General features: G+C 58.6%; 17 protein-coding genes and 1 pseudogene. 13 read left to right on the forward strand and 5 right to left on the reverse strand.

The window, feature by feature from the left end; genetic code table 11:
* Positions 1-741 precede the first annotated feature (741 nt).
* Positions 742-1131, forward strand: coding sequence for a hypothetical protein (locus V1278_RS30655; RefSeq protein ID WP_334383329.1), 390 nt, complete (start codon positions 742-744; stop codon positions 1129-1131).
* Between the two features lie 443 nt (positions 1132-1574).
* On the opposite strand, the gene V1278_RS30660 is transcribed toward V1278_RS30655, so the two are convergent.
* Positions 1575-2393: a class I SAM-dependent methyltransferase gene (locus V1278_RS30660; RefSeq protein ID WP_334383331.1), complete on the reverse strand. Its 819-nt coding sequence runs from the start codon at positions 2391-2393 to the stop codon at positions 1575-1577.
* A 384-nt stretch (positions 2394-2777) separates the two neighbouring features.
* Here V1278_RS30660 and V1278_RS30665 point away from each other — a divergent pair, with 384 nt between their 5' ends.
* The 3 genes from V1278_RS30665 (at position 2778) to V1278_RS30675 (ending at position 4956) form a co-directional block, all read left to right on the forward strand.
* Positions 2778-3560 carry a haloacid dehalogenase type II gene (locus V1278_RS30665; RefSeq protein ID WP_334383333.1) on the forward strand — a complete coding sequence of 261 codons (783 nt, stop codon included), beginning with the start codon at positions 2778-2780 and terminating at the stop codon, positions 3558-3560.
* Positions 3561-3922: 362 nt separating this feature from the next.
* Positions 3923-4786, forward strand: coding sequence for an aldo/keto reductase (locus V1278_RS30670; RefSeq protein WP_334383334.1), 864 nt, complete (start codon positions 3923-3925; stop codon positions 4784-4786).
* Positions 4783-4956, forward strand: coding sequence for a hypothetical protein (locus tag V1278_RS30675; protein ID WP_334383335.1), 174 nt, complete (start codon positions 4783-4785; stop codon positions 4954-4956). Before V1278_RS30670 ends, V1278_RS30675 begins: the two co-directional genes overlap by 4 nt.
* Before the next feature lie 65 nt (positions 4957-5021).
* Here the strand turns inward: V1278_RS30675 and V1278_RS30680 are convergent, their stop codons facing one another.
* The 3 genes from V1278_RS30680 to V1278_RS30690 all read right to left on the reverse strand — a co-directional run bounded on the left by V1278_RS30680 (position 5022) and on the right by V1278_RS30690 (position 7056).
* Positions 5022-5723: an MT-A70 family methyltransferase gene (locus tag V1278_RS30680; protein WP_334383336.1), complete on the reverse strand. Its 702-nt coding sequence runs from the start codon at positions 5721-5723 to the stop codon at positions 5022-5024.
* Positions 5713-5961, reverse strand: a complete 249-nt coding sequence (locus V1278_RS30685) for a hypothetical protein (RefSeq protein WP_334383337.1) — start codon at positions 5959-5961, stop codon at positions 5713-5715. Before V1278_RS30685 ends, V1278_RS30680 begins: the two co-directional genes overlap by 11 nt.
* A 342-nt stretch (positions 5962-6303) precedes the next feature.
* Complete coding sequence (locus V1278_RS30690; protein ID WP_334383338.1) at positions 6304-7056, reverse strand: 50S ribosomal protein L11 methyltransferase; 753 nt, start codon at positions 7054-7056, stop codon at positions 6304-6306.
* Between the two features lie 159 nt (positions 7057-7215).
* Between V1278_RS30690 and V1278_RS30695 the strand changes: the two are divergent.
* From V1278_RS30695 to V1278_RS30710, 4 genes and pseudogenes are all read left to right on the forward strand, one after another.
* Positions 7216-7335: pseudogene (locus V1278_RS30695) on the forward strand (ABC transporter substrate-binding protein); the annotation flags it as partial.
* Positions 7336-7626: 291 nt separating this feature from the next.
* Entirely contained in the window at positions 7627-8511 is an 885-nt protein-coding gene (locus V1278_RS30700) for a winged helix-turn-helix domain-containing protein (protein ID WP_334383339.1), read from the forward strand.
* Positions 8508-9182 (forward strand): tetratricopeptide repeat protein, encoded by a 675-nt coding sequence (locus V1278_RS30705; RefSeq protein ID WP_334383340.1) that lies wholly within the window; start codon positions 8508-8510, stop codon positions 9180-9182. The genes V1278_RS30700 and V1278_RS30705 overlap by 4 nt, the downstream gene beginning before the upstream one ends.
* Positions 9183-9531: 349 nt before the next feature.
* Positions 9532-9969: a hypothetical protein gene (locus V1278_RS30710; RefSeq protein ID WP_334383341.1), complete on the forward strand. Its 438-nt coding sequence runs from the start codon at positions 9532-9534 to the stop codon at positions 9967-9969.
* Positions 9970-10282: 313 nt separating this feature from the next.
* On the opposite strand, the gene V1278_RS30715 is transcribed toward V1278_RS30710, so the two are convergent.
* On the reverse strand, positions 10283-10561 hold the full coding sequence (locus V1278_RS30715; protein ID WP_334383342.1) for a hypothetical protein: 279 nt from the start codon (positions 10559-10561) through the stop codon (positions 10283-10285).
* A gap of 542 nt (positions 10562-11103) precedes the next feature.
* Here V1278_RS30715 and V1278_RS30720 point away from each other — a divergent pair.
* The 5 genes from V1278_RS30720 (at position 11104) to V1278_RS30740 (ending at position 17092) form a co-directional block, all read left to right on the forward strand.
* The gene (locus tag V1278_RS30720) at positions 11104-11934 is read left to right on the forward strand and encodes a substrate-binding periplasmic protein (protein ID WP_334383343.1); all 831 of its coding nucleotides are present in this window, start codon (positions 11104-11106) and stop codon (positions 11932-11934) included.
* A gap of 348 nt (positions 11935-12282) precedes the next feature.
* Positions 12283-12771, forward strand: coding sequence for a hypothetical protein (locus V1278_RS30725; protein WP_334383345.1), 489 nt, complete (start codon positions 12283-12285; stop codon positions 12769-12771).
* Between the two features lie 300 nt (positions 12772-13071).
* Entirely contained in the window at positions 13072-14103 is a 1032-nt protein-coding gene (locus V1278_RS30730) for an IS110 family transposase (protein ID WP_334384296.1), read from the forward strand.
* Positions 14104-14595: 492 nt separating this feature from the next.
* Complete coding sequence (locus tag V1278_RS30735) at positions 14596-15483, forward strand: ABC transporter substrate-binding protein (RefSeq protein WP_334383346.1); 888 nt, start codon at positions 14596-14598, stop codon at positions 15481-15483.
* Between the two features lie 1186 nt (positions 15484-16669).
* The gene (locus V1278_RS30740; protein ID WP_334383347.1) at positions 16670-17092 is read left to right on the forward strand and encodes a hypothetical protein; all 423 of its coding nucleotides are present in this window, start codon (positions 16670-16672) and stop codon (positions 17090-17092) included.
* The last annotated feature ends 196 nt before the right edge of the window (positions 17093-17288 follow it).

Raw genomic sequence — 17288 nt, forward strand, 5'->3', positions numbered from 1 at the left:
GACAGCACCAAAGTTGTTTAGGCCGCGAAATCTACCGACAGGAAAGCCTAGAGAGTCGCCACCCGCTTTTCGAGCGCGGCGACTGTCGCCACGTCCGCTTCGGGGTCATTGGCGGACATCGCGGCTTAGGCCGGGAATGTCCGGTTCACACGGATAGTGTTGAAAAAGTCTTTTGGGGTGACGACCAAAATTTTTCAGGACCGCTGATGCCTTTCGCACGCAGCGAATGAGGGACCACATCGTTTCACACAAAAACGACCACGGAGCTTCGTATGGGCGCTACGCAGTATTGCAGTGGCGGAGCCGGTTAAAAATCAGCTTTTGCGAGATTTTCGGCGTCGTTCAATTTTCGACTTTTGCAACACTATCCACGTGTAACGGACATCGCCGGTTAGGCTCAAGATGTCCGGTAAGTGCCAGGGCGGTGATGCTGGCCGCGGTTTTGCAAACATGTGAACTCGTTCACAGCCACTTGCGCTCTTCCGGTACATAACGTGGCTGCGGAGGGCACACGCTATGACCCAACCTGCAAAGCGCATACCCACATGGCTGACGATTGACGTGCTGGTGATCGTCATATCGCTGGCAATTATCGGTATCGGGATCGGGATGGCTCCCTAGCCACGAACCTGAACCGGATCGGTTCTGACAGCTACCCAGTACTACCCAAATTGGTACATCCGGACTGCCGGCTTTCCGAACGATTCAGTTTTCATAATATCGCAAATCAGAGGAGCTCTCTTGTGTGCGCGCTCCGGCGAGAAACCGCGTTGGCTCAATCCAGCCCCCTGTACCGCAGCCAAGGGCATGTATCTCGTCGGGGCGCGCAAGCAAGAATTGCCCGGCGCAACGCTCCTCGGGAACGCTGTGGATGTGACCTGGAAGCGGAACGGCGGTGAACATGCGTGGTCGTTTTTACGGATTAGTCGAGTGTTTGATCTATCAAGCACCAAACGCCGCTGCCCGGGTTGCATCGGCTGCGAACAGGCCGCTGCCCAACGCGACGGGCGGCCAAAAAACGCCTCGACGGACACGGGGCTTTCCGATGTGGACATTTCTTACGATCAATCCCCGCGCTGGCAGAAACTCGCGGCGGTACCCGAGGAAATTTTCGAGCGCGAAGTGCAGTAAAAACTCACAACGACCGGCGCGCGGTGAACTCCGATCGTCAGAGATGCTGCCGGGTCGCCGGGGTTGCCTGCCGGTTAGCGCTTGATGCGTGCAAAAAGAATATTCCGGCGATCAGCGTGATTTGTAATTGACACGCCAGCCTAGCAATGGCGGCAGCGCCAAGTCCGTCTTGCTCCTGGAAGCGGACATCGGCAGCGCCGGCGGCCATGTCGGCTTTGGGTCAGAAGCTGCCCTGCCCGCCAAGTCATATTGACCCAAGGCGGATATGCCCTTCAATATCTCTAGAGCGCTTGACCGCTGCCGCGGCGGACACGGTAAAACGCCGCGGACCTGCTTGCCACTCGCGCGCCTTTACGGCACGCGAGTGCCATGGGTGGCGCGCGGAAGCGTTTCGAGCAACTCCGGCTCGTCAGCTGCACTGATGTCGTAGCTGTCGATGATCGTCATTCAGTAGACTTGCGGCCACGGGCCAGCACTGCGGCAATGGGAATTGCAAGGTGGTCGTTTCGGCGGAAGCGTTCGGCCTGACCCGCGATGTCATTTATCATCGCGGCCAGCGCCGATGGCTCTTGCGCCGTGATCAGTGCCGCCATCCGCACGGTACCGACTGAAAGTGCTGCAACCAGCCCATCGGCACTTGGCAAGAGCCATTCAGCGCGAACTACCTCAGCAGAGCAGTCTATAAAATCGGTTGCTTCGAGGGCGCGCAGGCATTGCTCGGGCCGGGTCAGTGCGCCCGGCGGTGGAGCATCCGTGGCCGACCGGTTGCCGTGCCGAGCCACCGCGTCGAACACGAGAGACCAGGCAATGTTCTCATCGGATGCAGCCCATACCGTAAAGGCTATGCGGGCACCGGGTTTCAGCACGCGCCTGCACTCAGCAAGTGCGACCTGCGGCCGTGGTACGTGGTGCATACCAAAACCAGATACGGCAGCATGGAACATACCGTCGGGATACGGCATGTCTTCTGCGTCCCCTTCAGTCACAACGATTTCAGGATGCATGTTCCGTGCAACGCCGACCATCGCTGCAGAAAAATCCAGTCCTTGTGCGGTCGCGCCACGTGCCGCGGCGGCCGCCGCGAGATGGCCAGGCCCACACGCAACGTCGAGCACATGCTGGCCCGGCGAGAATTCGGCGGCTTCAAGCAACGGCCCGACGAAGGGCGCCGTCGCATGTGCGAAGCTATCACCGTAGCTTGCAGCAGCGCGTTGCCACCCAGCATGTTCGAAGGCGCGGATTGCTTCGGGATCAAAGCTCATTACGAAGCTCTTTCCTGGCAAAGGTCGGCCACCGGGACATTCAAGCATGTTTATTCGATTGCATCCAGGCAAGGACGACCTCAGTATTCGAACCTTCAATCCTGCGTGCGTATTCTGGCTACCGACGTTCTGCGGCCCATCGAGCGCTTTCTTAGGCCGATGAAAAAGGACAAAGCGGCTATCGTTTAAGAATGACGAGCGAGTGCCTTCGTACGTCTGGAATGGCCCCTTTGAGACGTGCCTCCGGACTCTAAACATGTCTGCTTTTTGAGGTAGACCGGAAGTGGCCTGCGCGCCGTCAGAACGACGCGGCTGACCCACAACGGAAGTCTCGTGGCCAAAAGGTCTCGTTGACTCGGAACGGCAATCCACAAGGAGGCGAAAATGTCGAGCGATCGTAGAGAGTTCATGAAACTCGCCGGTGCCACGGCGGCAGTGGTGGGCACGGCATGGGCTGCGACACCGGCCGCCGCCCAGATGAGCGGGCAGTTCAAGTCTATCAAGGCGTTGGCATTTGATGCCTACGGCACACTGTTCGACGTCTTCTCAGTTACGGCGTTGTGCGAGCAGTTGTTCCCTGGCAAGGGCAACCAGCTGGCGCAAATCTGGCGGTTCAAGCAGTTGCAATACAGCCTAATGCGCAGCCTCATGGGCCGCCATCGCGACTTCTGGGGCCTGACCGAGGACGGGTTGGTCTGGGCGAGCAAGAATCTCCAGCTCGACCTGACGGCCGACAAGAAGAAACAGCTGATGGATGCTTATTTGAGCCTCGCGGCCTTCCCGGACGTGAAGCCGGGCCTCGATGCACTGAAGAAACAGGGGATCAAGCTTGCGATCCTGTCCAACGGTGAGCCCAGAATGCTCGAGGCGGCCGCGAAAAGCGCAGGCATCCGCGATCTGCTCGACGACATCATCAGCGTCGAGGAGGTGAAGATCTTCAAGGTCAGCCCGCGCGTCTACAACCTCGCGCCCGAGCGCATGAAGGTAAGCAACCCCGAGCTCGGCTTCGTCTCGGCGAATAACTGGGACGCTGTCGCCGCCGCGTCGGCCGGACTGCGGACATTTTGGATTCAGCGCAGTACCGTCGAGGTTCCCGAGGAATTGGGATTCCAGGTTGATACAATCGTCAAGGCGATCACCGATCTAGCGCCGCTGCTGCGCGGCTGAGCACTGGTAGGCCATCGCTCAAGAGGACTATAGGGCCCGTACTCAACGAGCGGTTCTAGAGATCGGCCGTGCTAACGGAGAGTGCCGAATGCCCGGGTTTGGCCCAACCCGGACCCACGCCCCGCTATTGGGGGGACAAGCGGACATCAATTCTGCCTCATCTGACCGCCTCCGTCTGCTGGCATTCCCGTTCACCCCGCGAGCCTGATCCGGCTTGCCGGTGCAACCTTCCTGATCCTTGGCGTCGTCCTGATACGGACGTAGCCGCAGAAGATGATGCGGCCGTAGTCGCTATGGCGTAACCTTGAAACGCCAGCGTCATCACACCAGCCAGCCAACGGCGCCTTGTGAGAGGTCCAGCGATGCCCGCAGATCATGATACGCGCCCTCTGGGTCGAACCGGCATCGATGTGCTGCCCTTGGGCATCGGCACGAACAAGTGGCGGCGTGCCGATCGTGGGGCCGTGTTGGAAACCTACAGGACCATTCATGATGCCGGCCCGTGCATGATCGACACGGCTGAGATCTATTTCTCGGAGCGCGTCGTGGGTGACTGCTTGCGCGCCGGTCCCACCCGCGCGGTGATAGCATCAAAGTTCCTTCCCTTTCCGGGCCGAACCTCTCCGCGACGCCTGATGAGCGCGCTTGACGGTTCGCTCGCGCGCTTGGGCCTCAAGACAATCGATCTCTACTATGTCCATTATCCGCTGCCCTTCATCGACGCGGGAGTGTTCGCCGAAGGCCTCGTCGAAGCGGTGAAGTCCGGCAAGGCACGCGCGGTCGGCGTGGCAAATTTCAATGCGGACCAGATGCGCCGCATCGCCGATCACCTCGCAAGGGCAGGCGTGCCGCTCGCCGCCAATCAGGTCAACTACAGCCTGCTCCGACGAGCAGCGGAAACGAATGGCGTGCTCGAAGCCTGCCGTGAGCTCGATGTGGCACTGGTGGCGTATTTTCCCCTTGCGTCCGGCCGCCTCACGCAGCCGTCGGACAGCATGGGCACGAAAGCGCTGCTGACGTGTCTCGCCGATATTGCCCGCGCGCACGACGCCAGCATCGGCCAGGTCGCCCTGAACTGGCTGTTGGCGCGCGACAGTCACGTGATCCCCATCCCCGGCGCGACCAAGCCTCATCACGCCAGGACCAATCTCGATGCACTCGGTTGGCGCTTGAGTGAGACCGAATTCGACGCGATCGACCGAGCCTCAGCAAAGAGTGGAACATGAATCCGGCGCACATCAAACCCCTCATCCCCATCTCTGACCTCGACAAGATCGACGTCCGCGTCGGGACCACTCTCGCTGTCAAGGACGTGGCACATTCGGAGAGGCTCGTACGGCTGCGTGTCGATTTCGGCGACCACGCGCGCTCGATTCTCGTCGGCATGAAAAAGTAGTGGCCATATCCAAAGGTGTAGATCGGTGTCTGGTTTGCCCCTTTTGGCGTCCAATATTGACCCCACTATGGATCGATTAACTGACTGAGGCCGCGTCCGAAAAAGATTGCCGCGACCGGGGTCAAGGTTGGACGCCGAAAGGCGTCAATGTTCGGAGCCGGAACACAATCCAGCTTTGGGGCATCGCTTTCGCCTATCGTTTCCTTTTGCGCCTGGCGCTGCTTGATGCCAGCCTGACGGATTGGGGCGCCGCGCACCTCATCATCGTACTTGCCAGCCTCGCTACCCCACGCGTGCCAGCCGTGGCGCGTCTCACGCGAGAAGATGTCGGCGCGCCGCCAACCCGGCGTGCGATCCGCGATCATCTGATAAAGCTCATCCGGCTTGCGGCTGTGCTGGCGCGCGATGCCGTCAAAGATCGATGGAAACGTGATCAGTGGCGGCTTTCCGATGGTGCCGATCAGGACCTGCTCGTGCATTGATCGCGTCCAAAATCCGCAACCCATACGCAGCTTCCCGCGCCTCGTGACCTTGCGCCAGACGATGTTACTTTTATACCTGACACGCCACGCTTCAAGGCAGGCGAGCGCGTCCGGCAGCATAGGTATGGTGGCCCAACACATCACGATGGCGTCATCCTGGCAGAGATCGCGGACAGGAAGCGCCTTGATCGCGTCGAGCGGCATCACGGTGTAATGTGCCTGAGCAGACTTGCCTTGTCCGGCACGCGAGTAGGTTTGAAATTCCCACGGCGGATCAATCAGCACGAGCCGGAATGAACGCGGCAACAACGGCTCGAAAAACCAGGGAGTGATCGACACGGTACACCTCACGATCCTGCCCCAACGAAATATCCACGCTGGCCACATCGCTCGGCCGAAGACCGGCAGCTCGCAATGCGAATGCTCCTGGCAACGCCTGTGAGCGCCTGTCCCGCCCTGGCAGCTTTATCGCGCCCGGCTTGTCGTTGTCCGCAAGGTAAATGACATCGCGTTCCTTGAACACGGCCGCGATCTCTTGGGTCCAGACGGCGGCGACACCATGTTGCCGCGCATCGGCACCAATTCGAGTTCGTCGTCAATCTGAAGACGGCCAAGGCGCTCGGGATTGAACTGCCGCGGGCACTCCTCGCCATCGCCGACGAGGTGATCGAATGACCGCTTGTGGCCCCAAGCCGACCAACTTCGTCGCTTGCGGCTGGTCTGGTATTGAGGGCAGTCCCGACTTCGCATCAGCGATCCTTCGACCGCAGCTTGTGACCCTCAACGGACATCGAAAGTGGTCGGGAGCGGCCAAAGAGTTTGAAATTTGGACGGGGTTGGCGGCCCTGGAACGACGCCGAGACCGTCAAATCTGATGTTCGTAATCGGGTATTAGATTAGTTTCTGCCAACGAAAGCTCATACAGATAGAACGCCTCTACCCAAATTGAGCGCTTTGCAATCTGCTTCGAGCTAAGGCCGGCTGAACGGATCAGGCGATCCATCAAAGCGAGGTTGCTGTCTGATGAAAGTAGGAGATACATTCTTCCGTTCGGGTGCAACCTCTGAGCGGACTGCTTGAACAGAGGCAAGATATCCCGGTAACCAGGACCAGCATGCCAAGCTCGGTCAGCATCGTCGCGTGGCTCACCCGAGAAAGATGGTGGGCTAGAGATGATGATATCAAACTTGCGCTCCGCCGGTATAGCGGAAAACAGATCGGATTGAAACGCTCTTACTTCCTCAAAACCATTCTTTGCTGCGTTTAAGTTGGCAGCCTTGACGGCCGCGGGATTTATGTCCAAGGCAATGACCGACTTAGCGCCCGCCTTGGCTGCCGACAGTGAGAGTATTCCAGAGCCGGTGCCGATTTCTACGACGTTTTTTCCCTGTAAGTCTAACGATTGCAGAAATCGCGCGAAAAATGCGCTGGTCAGGAAGATCTTCGGATGGAAGACCGATGGCAACACCGCGAGATCAAGTCCTTCGACGTGGGTCGTGGTTGACTGTTTACGGGTAAGAATGAAGTGATAGGAGAAGAAGTGCACCAGTGTGCGATAAACGGCCCGTGCTGGGCTTAACGAGTCGTCTCGTTCGATGGTCTTCTCACCAACATTCAAGTGTCACCTGAACTTTCTCCGCCCCTTAGTAAAGAATCAAACCGGATGAATGTTCCTCAACGTTGCGAAGCCACTGACGCTGCTTCGGAACTCGGTTCGGAGAGGAGGACTGATGTCGTACTCGGCTAACTTTTCAAACGATGGCAACGCGCCGCGGACTACGTTGATCGCATCCTCAAAGGGGCGCGTCCGGCGGAGCTTCCCGTCCAGCAAGCGACGGACGTTACCCTGAATATCAACCTCAAGACCGCTAGGCTCTCGGCCTCGACATTCCAATGACACTGCTCGCCCGCGCCGACGAGGTGATCGAATAGCGACAATAACTGCAGCGGTGCACGAGTCCGTTCCTGGCACCTTTGAGACATGCCGAAGCAGGCCCTGGATGTCTGTTTATCGGTGTCGACCGGAAGTGATCTGCCGGCAGTCAGAATGACGCGATTGACCCATACCGGAAGTCGGGCTCCACTGCATCAGATGAGATGCCACGGCTCAAAACCCGGTCAACCATTGGCTTACATTTTTTATACCAGCGGCTTATTGCGATGGGAGGCTGCGTGAGGGGCTGGCAACTTGCGCTATCGCTTCGAGGAGTTCGCATTTGACACCGACCGGCGCGAACTGCATCGCGGGGCAGAGGTCGTTTCCATTACACCACAGGTGTTCGATCTGCTCGAATACCTAATCCGAAACAGGGAGCGCGTCGTCAGCAAGGACGATCTCATCTATGCCGTTTGGAATGGGCGCAGCGTTTCGGATGGAGCACTGACTACCCGGCTGAATGCCGCTCGTAGCGCAGTCGGCGACACGGGCGAGAAGCAGTGCTTAATCAAAACATTGCCGAGGAAAGGCTTCCGCTTCGTCGGTGCGGTGCGTGAAGAGGATGGACCTTCTAGTGCCGCCGTCGCCTCGGAAAGCCATGTGGAGTTGTCAAAGCCCGCACTGGCGCTGCCCGACAAGCCCTCGATTGCGGTATTGCTGTTCCAGAACATGAGCGGCGACCCCGAGCAGGAGTATTTCGCGGACGGGATGGTTGAGGAAATCATCACGGAGCTCTCGCGGTTCAAGTGGTTGTTCGTGATCGCTCGCAATTCGAGCTTTACGTTCGAAGGTAAGGCCGTCGATGTAAAGCGGGTCGGACGTGAGCTTGGCGTGCGCTACGTCCTTGAGGGGTCTGTGCGCAAGGCAGCGGGGAAGGTTCGCATCGCAGGCCAGTTGATTGATGCGGTGACGGGCGCGCACATTTGGGCGGACAGGTTCGAGCGTGACCTGACAGACGTTTTCGCTCTGCAAGACGAAGTAACGGTGGCCGTTGTCGGAGCCATTCAGCCCAAGCTGCTTCAAACAGAGATTGAGATGGCGGCCCGCCGCCCACCGGAAAACCCGACGGCCTATGATTTGTGGCTAAGGGCCATGCAGAAACAAAGTCTTAGGAGCCGTGAAGGTTTGCCGAAGTGATACGACTGACGCATCGTGCCTTGGATCTTAACCCTAGTTCTGTTTCTGCCGCCCAGTTGGCGGCTAGCGGCCACCTCAACAACGTTAAAGGCTTTTCTACCGATCGTCAATTCGACCGCAACGAGGCAATTCGATTGGCGCGCTTGGCATTGAGCCTCGACGAGAATGACGCGGGAGCGCTGGGCATCGCGGGGTTGGTTAACGCTTTTCTTATCGGCGACGAGACCGCCATCGATTTCGTTGATCGTGCGGTCGCGTCCAATCCAAATCTTTTCAGCGCGTGGGACCGTAGAGGATGGGTCTACCTAGTTGGAGGCCGGTTCGAAGAAGCAATCCGGAGCTTTGAACGCGGCATGCGCTTGAGCCCGTTGGACCCCTTTGTTCACACTAATCTTGCTGGCATCGGTTATGCCTTGATCGAACTTCGTCGCTTCGACGAGGCTGTCGCGGTTTCCAAGAAGGCTCTACGTCAAAACTCCTCCGATCCAACAACTTTCCGTGGTTTGGCGTCCGCTTTGGCGCATCTTGGACGGGATGCCGAGGCGCATGATGCGGCGGCACGTGTGCTTGAGATCGATCCGGCCTATACAATATCTGGGCGGCTTTCTCAGAGGCAAACAACCTTAAAGCTGTTGGCGGAGGGCCTTCGCAAAGCCGGGCTGCCCGAGTGAGACCCGCCTGTGCTCGCGGCAAGAGTTGATGGGACAGCACGCAATTCGCTGCGATGCGTGAGTCCGAAAATGGCCCTTCGCGTCGTTCGCTGCGCTGCACGCCAATGACCGCAATTGAGGGCGAACCGGACTTCAAGAAGGCATCGCGCAGCGGAACCCACCAACGAATCATGATCGATCTTCGTTCGTTCAACGAGCGCCTCGCCAAAAAGAGGAGCTACTAACGAAACGGTCGGCCTGACATTGCGGCCAGCTCTTGACACACGCGTGCCAGACCTGCTCGTGAGGAAGCGGTAGCGCCTTGCGATCGGAAAGGGACAAATCGGGTGCGACAGAATGCGAGACTAGCGTGACTTCTCAGTGGCAGTACCAGGTTAGGTTCGATCTGAACGATTCTGAAACGGCGGAATCGGTACGCCGAAAACTCCGTGTTCCGGCACTGGCGCCGCTGTTCGATATCATCGCCGAGCATCGCGCTGCGCTGAAATGCCAGTTCGACGCCTTTGCGGAGTATGTCGTCGCAGCAGAAGAGCACGGCGTCGAAAATTATCCGCTCTACCAGTGGACGAAGGCGACGATCGAGAATCCGGCGAAGAAGGAAAAGTATTTGAGATCATTTACAGTCTACGTGGACGACCGGGAGGTCTATGCCGAGGAGATTGCTGACGCGCTGGAGGCGGACTTGCAACCGCTCGCCACTAGCGGGCTCATCACGCGAATATCCAAGTACGATACCAACCCCGCCAACAATCCTCAGCCGCCGCAGCGCCCCCGCGAGCGGAGCTAGTCCATCCGCGAGAGCGAACTGAATGCCGGCTCTTGGCACTTTTCGGAAGTGGTGGTCCCAATGCGTGATGTCCGCAGTTGGGGGAAGACTGGAAGTAGTTTGCGGCAGGGCAAACCGACGCGAATGAGCCAGAGCCGACATGGAGCAACCCGCGCACTGACCTCCGCACGCAGGCATGATAAAAACTCTGACGGCGGGGGTGAAGCGGGCAAAAGAAGTTTTCTCGTGAATTGTACGGTTATACGCGTGAGCAGCAAAAAGGCCCGGCACACATTACGTTGCCGAGCCATTCCTTTTGCCTCGAAGATAGAGCTTACTTCTTCTTAGTCGTCGTGGAAGAACCGGTCGTTGTCTGATGGCCCGGCGCGTATTCAGAGGCACCCGGTCCGGCAGATTTCGCTCCGGTCTTCTTGGCGGCCTTCATCTTGTGGCCCGGTGTATATTCCGAAGCGCCCGGACCCGTGGACGGCTTGCCGGTTTCCTGTGCTTTCTGCATCTGCTGGCCGGGAGCGCTCTTCGTGGTCGCCGACTGCGCGAACGCAGATGAAGCGAACAGTATGGTGCCGGCGACGATCAAGAATTTCTTTAACACGTGATTTCTCCTCCATTGGTAGATGAGCGCAGTCAACGTTTCAAGCACTCCACACGTTCCAGTACACGGGGAATAGTTTCCTGAACAGCCGTTCAGATAGGCGTCGAAGCCATATGCGAGATCCGGTTGGGCGCGCCGGCGCGATGGTCCGCGACAAGTAATGATTGCCGCCGCCAGTCATCCACGCCATCGCGGCGGTCGTATCGAGCCTGGATGGAGCGGCGTAGCGACAAAGACGTGATTGACTAGCGCGCCCAACTTCCGATGTTGGCCCACCGCTTCAGTTGGCGCATTGCAGCGACATGTCCGGAGTCCGGGGTAGACCGGAAGTCCCGAAGTTAGGGGCGGACCGACGTGAATGACCCTAAGGCGACCTTGGCAGCGCGCTTCCAATGGCGCCTAGATGCGAACCTCAGATGTGAGGAGCGGGGCAACTGATCGTGTTGACGGCGGTACTCGGGTTGTCGCCTGACCACACCGCTACTATTTAAGGTGGGTGAATACTTGCCTCGGCGCGCGCTTTGGAATCTGGAGCCTCGTTGATGCATCATGGTCTGATGCTTGGCATTGCCGTACTCGCGACGCTTATCGCCCTAGGCACAAGAAATTGTGCGGACGCTAGATCTCTGGCGGAGGTGCGGCAGACCGGTATCCTACGCCTCTGCGCCAACCCATCCGCACTTCCTTATTCGAACCTCACCGATAGAGGCGGTCTTGCCGGATTCGAAGTCGAACTCGCGGAAGCGTTGGCGCACGAGATGGGATTTGAGCTCGGTGTGACCTGGGTTCGAAACGCCGGTGATATTAAGAACTCGGATTGCGATATCTTGATGGACGTCGTCGCCTCCGCTGCAAGCTACGATCGGGAGGGACTTACCGGGCCGCTGACAACCCATCTACCTCTTCGCTATTCGAGACCTTACGCAGACAGCGGTGTTGTCCTCGTCATTTCATCTCGATCTTCGGTTCGTCGGCTTGAGGATTTGCACGGTCAGAAGATTGGCGTCATGGTTGGCACCGTCGAGCACGAGTGGCTGGCCAAACACGGCTTCCGCGTTTCGGTCTTCGCCTCTCAAGAAGACATAATTGCCGCGATCGAGGCAGGCGAAATCGAAGTCGGCGCCACAAACCCCGTGATTGTCGGCTGGTATCGGCACGAACATCCCAGCACGGCAGTAAGGATACCCGACGGATACGAGCCAGAACCGACACTGCGCTGGAGTGTTTCAGTCGGGCTTCGCCGAGCGGACGATGCGCTGCTTGCAGCCGTGGATGCTGCGGTGTCACGAGTTGTCGAGCAGCGGATACCAGCGCAGATCTACGCGAAGTATGGCATTGCCTATCTACCCCCTTCCAGCACAGGTCTCCAGTAAGGATGCAAAGCCTGGTGCGACTGACACTACGACCGCTGATCTACCCTCACGGTGCCAAGCAGGCTGGATGCCTTGATGTTAAGGCGTCTGCTCACGGACAGGAGGCCGCACTGTACTACTGAACAATTCTTCCGCTCATGGCCCTTTGCGGAATAGCTCTTAAGCCGTTGTCACGTCGGCTGCCAGAGGTAAACCGGACTTCGGTTTACGCTCGCCTCCAAAGCCGCTTATGACCCATAAGGACTTTCGACCTGCCAGCGTCAACTCGGTATTCGGGTGCGCTTGCACACTCTAGTTTACCCCTTCCATCGAGCGTAGAGTGTACATCCAGTAGAGAGGGAGGGCATGATGAAAACCACCTTTCTTTCAACACTGATCCTTGCACTTTCGACGAGCGCCACCTTCGCACAACAGTCCGCGCAGTGCAGAAACTTTGAGGCGACAATTGCGCTTCAGATGACTAAAGAAGGTTGCTTAAGTCAGATCGACCTTTGCACCGTCGGAACAGTCTTGAGCAACGAGCCCGCTCTAAGCGGCGCAATGTGGTTTTTCACTGCGCACGGAATGGCCGAGACAGCAGGACTGCCTTCGTTGCCCAAGACACTGCAATCTTACGCGGGAACGGTGGTAGTCACCGCAAAAGGGGGAACGTTCACGACCACCACTGCCGGCATGTACGATACCGAGTCCCAGGCCTTCAGCCAACTGGATAAGATCGTCAAGGGAACCGATCGTTTCGGCAACTCCACCGGCCGGCTCATTTTACTCACAGGCATTGGTCGCCAAGGCGGCGGATTTGATTCGCACGCTCGCGGCGAGTTGTGCGTGAATGAGTAACGAGGCGGATCCGATAAACTGAAGTGGAGCTGACCACGCGGGACCACGACCGCGGCGTTAACGTGGAAGCCCCTCTGTTGGTGGTCTCTTTCATTTCAAGCTAAGCCTGCAATGTCGCCTGTTGGCACCTGTGAGACATGCCTGCCTATCCTGAGAATGTCCGTTCACCGGGGTGGACCGGAAGTTGCCGTGGTCCGGCTACACCGACGCGAATGATGTGGTGAACGACGCCCGCTCCCGGCATCGAATGTGCCAAAGGGTGATTGTTCAACAACGAATCACCGGAGGGGGGTCGTCCACATGCAGGTTAGCACCATCGGCGTTGATCTCGCCAAGAACGTGTTCCAAGTGCACGGCGTGGATAGTGCGGGCAAGGTCGTCATCACTCATCAGTTGCGGCGCAAGCAGGTCATTGACTTCTTTAGCAAGATTCCCCCTTGCCTGGTCGGCATGGAAGCCTGCGGAACCGCTCATCATTGGGCACGTGAAGTCTCCAAGCTCGGTCACACCGTGCGCCTGATGCCGCCGAGCTACGTGAGGGGCTATGTCAGACGGTCGAAAAACGATGCTGCCGACGCAGCCGCCATCTGTGAGGCCGTGACACGCCCATCGATGCGGTTCGTGCCGATCAAGTCGGCCGATCAGCAAGCCGTGCTGATGTTGCATCGAACGCGGGATCTTTTAATCCGTCAGCGCACGCAGCTGATCAATGCGCTCCGAGCCCACCTTGCCGAGTTCGGCCTCGTTGCGGAGACGGGGCGCGAAGGTCTCGCGCAACTTGCCGCGATCATCACGGACGAAAGTAACCGCGAAGCTCTTCCATCTGCGATGAAACAGGCGCTGCAGGCCATTGTCGATCAACTCGCTGCTCTGGAATTGCAAATCGGGACTCTGGATCGCGCCATTCACGCCCATCATCGTGCCAATGACATGAGCTGCCGCCTCGAGACCGTGCCCGGGATTGGCGTGATCGGGGCCACGGCCATTGCTTCTACTGTCACAGACCCGAGTGACTTCAAATCCGGTCGGGATTTTGCGGCATGGATCGGACTTGTGCCGCGGCAGCACTCGACGGGGGGCAAGGAGCGGCTCGGCGGCATCTCCAAGCAAGGAGATCGCTATCTCCGACGGTTGCTCGTCATCGGTGCAACAGCCGTTGTTCGACACGCCCGGCAGCAGCCGCAAAAGCATCCCTGGGTCATGAGGCTGCTGGCCAAGAAGCCGGCCAAGCTCGTCGCCGTTGCCGTTGCCAACAAGATGGCGCGCATCGCTTGGGCGATCATGGCCAAGGGAGGACACTATCGAGCGCCGGAGCTTGCTGCAGCCGCCTGAAGAGGCTTGGCAATAGGAGCCTGAGGCGACGGCGGAGCAAGACAACCGAATTGCGGGGGTGATGATGGCGTGATGCGAAACGGTCGAGCCGTCGATTGGGACAACCCGCTTCTTGGTCATGGGCGTCAAAGCCCGTGCGAATGATTGGGACCGGATCCGCGGACTACATCAGGGCCAGCGGTCATGGTGCCGCGCAAACAGGCCGGACACATGACTTGCACCCGACCGCAAGCCGAACGTCAGATTCTTCTTGCAACGCGGGCGTCGTCCACACATGACCCGAACCGGACAATTGTGATCCGCCCAGTCGGCCAGAAGCTGCTATACTTAGACTTCTTGGGGGCCAAGACGCTCGGCTCTCGATTGCGGAAATCTTCGGTGCGGCGACACGGTGATCGAATGAGACGAGTTGCCGTTACGATGCCGGTCCTTGTTGCGCTGCTTGTCTTCGCGTCGGCAGCCGCAACTCAACCAGCACCGAGGATGGCGCGCGTGGGACTGCTGTGCTCCGTTTCGTGCACAGGGGACGCTTACGACGCTTTATCGGACGAGCTTCGTAAGCTCGGTTGGATCGAGGGCACCACCATCCTGATCGAGCGTAAGGAAGCCGGTCGTCGCTTCGATCGGCTGCCGGCGCTTGCCGCCGACCTGGTGCGATCGAAACCCGATCTCATCGTGGCCGTTTCTCCTCAACCCGCGCGCGCCGCTAGAGACGCGACCTCCGAAATACCGATCGTGATACTGTTCGTCGCCGATCCGGTCGGTGTCGGACTTGCTTCAAGCCTTGCCCGTCCCGGCGGCAACCTAACCGGTGTGGCCACGTTGGTTCCGGGCACTTTCATCGGAAAGGCGCTTGAGGTGCTTCGAGAGCTGTTGCCAGAAGCGAAGCGCGTGGCTGCTTTGGTCAATCTTTCAAACGAGGTCTTGCGGTTGCTGTTTCCGAGGGAAGCACCAGCTGCGGCTATTAAGCTTGGCTTTCAGCTTGACGTCCTTGACGTGCGAGAAGCAGGTGAAATTCCCGGCGCAATTGCTACCGCCAAAGCCCGGGCGGATGCATTGTGGATAGTAGGCGATCCAATCTTTCACACTCCGCCGAACGTGGTGCCAGATCTTGCGTCGCAGGCGGGCCTTCCGTCGATCTACTTGATACGAGAGCTTGTGCGAGCAGGTGGATTAATCTCATACGGCCCTGACTTGCGTGTCTTGGCACGGCGTGGCGCCCATTATGTCGATCGAATTCTCAAAGGCGTCAAACCGGCCGACCTTCCGATCGAGCAGCCCTCGAAATTCCTGCTTTCCATCAACCTCAAGACCGCAAAATCGCTTGGACTCGTAATTCCAGCCTCCCTACTCGCCCGCGCCGACGAGGTCATTGAATAGAAACGTCCACTTCCGCTCATGGCCCATTTGAGCCGTGGCGACGGCCCCTGAAAAGGTCTGCTTGTCGGGGTGGACGGGAAGTCCGGCCGGTTTCCGAGATCGACTTACATCTCGCCGAATCGCAGGGACTAGTTCGAGGACGAGATCATTGCTTGGCAGAACGCGGTCGACGAATTCAATCCGAGCCGACGGCGGGGCCGCCCGCGCTCACCCTAATCCAAAGTGCACCTTCGCTGCGTACTGACTAGAGATAGAGGCTATGGCGCTCCTGTGGCGCATCAATTTCGACGGATCTGGGAACCGGACGGATTGGCTTATTAGGTCTGGATCGCTGCTACACTATTGCTCACTGCCAGCCTATTAAAGGGATGATCCGCCACGCGCGGTGAGCACCCCGTTCACATACCCATTTACGCACGAACTAGATTGTAACTGCGCACGTACTTGAATTCGGTTGTGAGGGCTCAAATCATGACGAAGCAATTTTCGAGGCGCATCATGACCGATGCGCTCGTGGTCCTAGTATCTGTAGTGATGATAACGATTGCAGCGACCTCCTTGGTCGAGCCCATTCTGGCCGGCATCGCTGCTTCTATTCCGAGCCCATTCCATCTTCCGATGGAAAGGACAATCGCAACCGCTGAACCGAGCACTCCGAAGCTTGCCCACGCGCAGTCGAGATGCCGGCTTCGTGCCGCTCCTCTACAATGGAACGTAGACTGGCTTTTCCGGCCGCCTGCGGCTCCCGGTTGAGGAAGGGGACGGGGCAAAAGGGCGTCGCCACCATAGCCCGTCATCGGCTGCGGGCGGCTTCTGCTCTTGAGGGCAAAGCAGACACGCGTTCGAGACCGGGGGAGGTCGGCCTTTGACCCGTTTGAGACGGGCCTACGTACCCTGCGAATGCCCGCTGATCGGGGTAGACCGGAAGTCATTGGCGCAGGGTCAGAACGACGCGATTGACCCAAACCGGATGTTGCGGTGAACAGATTTACTAGGCTGGGCGTATCGGACCGCTTTGTGAAGCTTCATCAGATCGGAGCTCTACTATCGCCTGTCGAGCGATAGTCGCGCGGTCTTGCAGCCGAACTTGCGGTTATACAATCGTGCAGCGTTACACGGAAGCGAATCTCATATTGGTTTTGCAGGCTCGCCGCCCTAGAATTGCGGGGATCGCAGGACGAGCGAAATGCAGTATGTTTGCGACGCGCCGAACGGTAAGGCCTGGTTCCGTATCGAGACAGAAGGTGAAGCGGCGCATGAGTCGCGCCTGATGGGCCATACGGTCGAGAAATATTTTCGCCGCGAGCGGGAGAAGGCAGTCCAGTCCTGGCGTCCGGAGCGACCCAACGCGATCGAGCGCGACGTCGGCCTCAAGGCCCATGTACAGCGAGAGATGCCGCTTTTCCTCACGTTGCGCGACAGGGAGGGCAATGCACTGACTACAGCGATGCTGCCGCCGGGCGGAAAGGATCGCGGCGGTTTCCGCATCATCATCGTTGCCGCATCCAATGCCGATCCTTATCCTCAGCATGAGGCGGCCATCGCTGCGCTGGGAGCGCATTTCGGTCTCACACTCGATCGCGCCCGCTGCTTCCCCTACGGCCGCTAGAGCGCTATGGCTCCAGGTTGAAGCGCCATAACGCTCTAAATTCTTGTTTGAGCATGATCTTTTCCGGAAAACCGGTATCCACCCCCGGATCAAGTCCGAGGGCATGCTTTTCCGGATCATGCTCTAACTTGCGGGCTCATTCCCGTTGCGGGTTATGACCGGCCATGCCGCTGAACCGTAATCCGCGCTGTGACGA

This window comes from Bradyrhizobium sp. AZCC 1577, assembly GCF_036924575.1.
Lineage (GTDB): Bacteria > Pseudomonadota > Alphaproteobacteria > Rhizobiales > Xanthobacteraceae > Bradyrhizobium.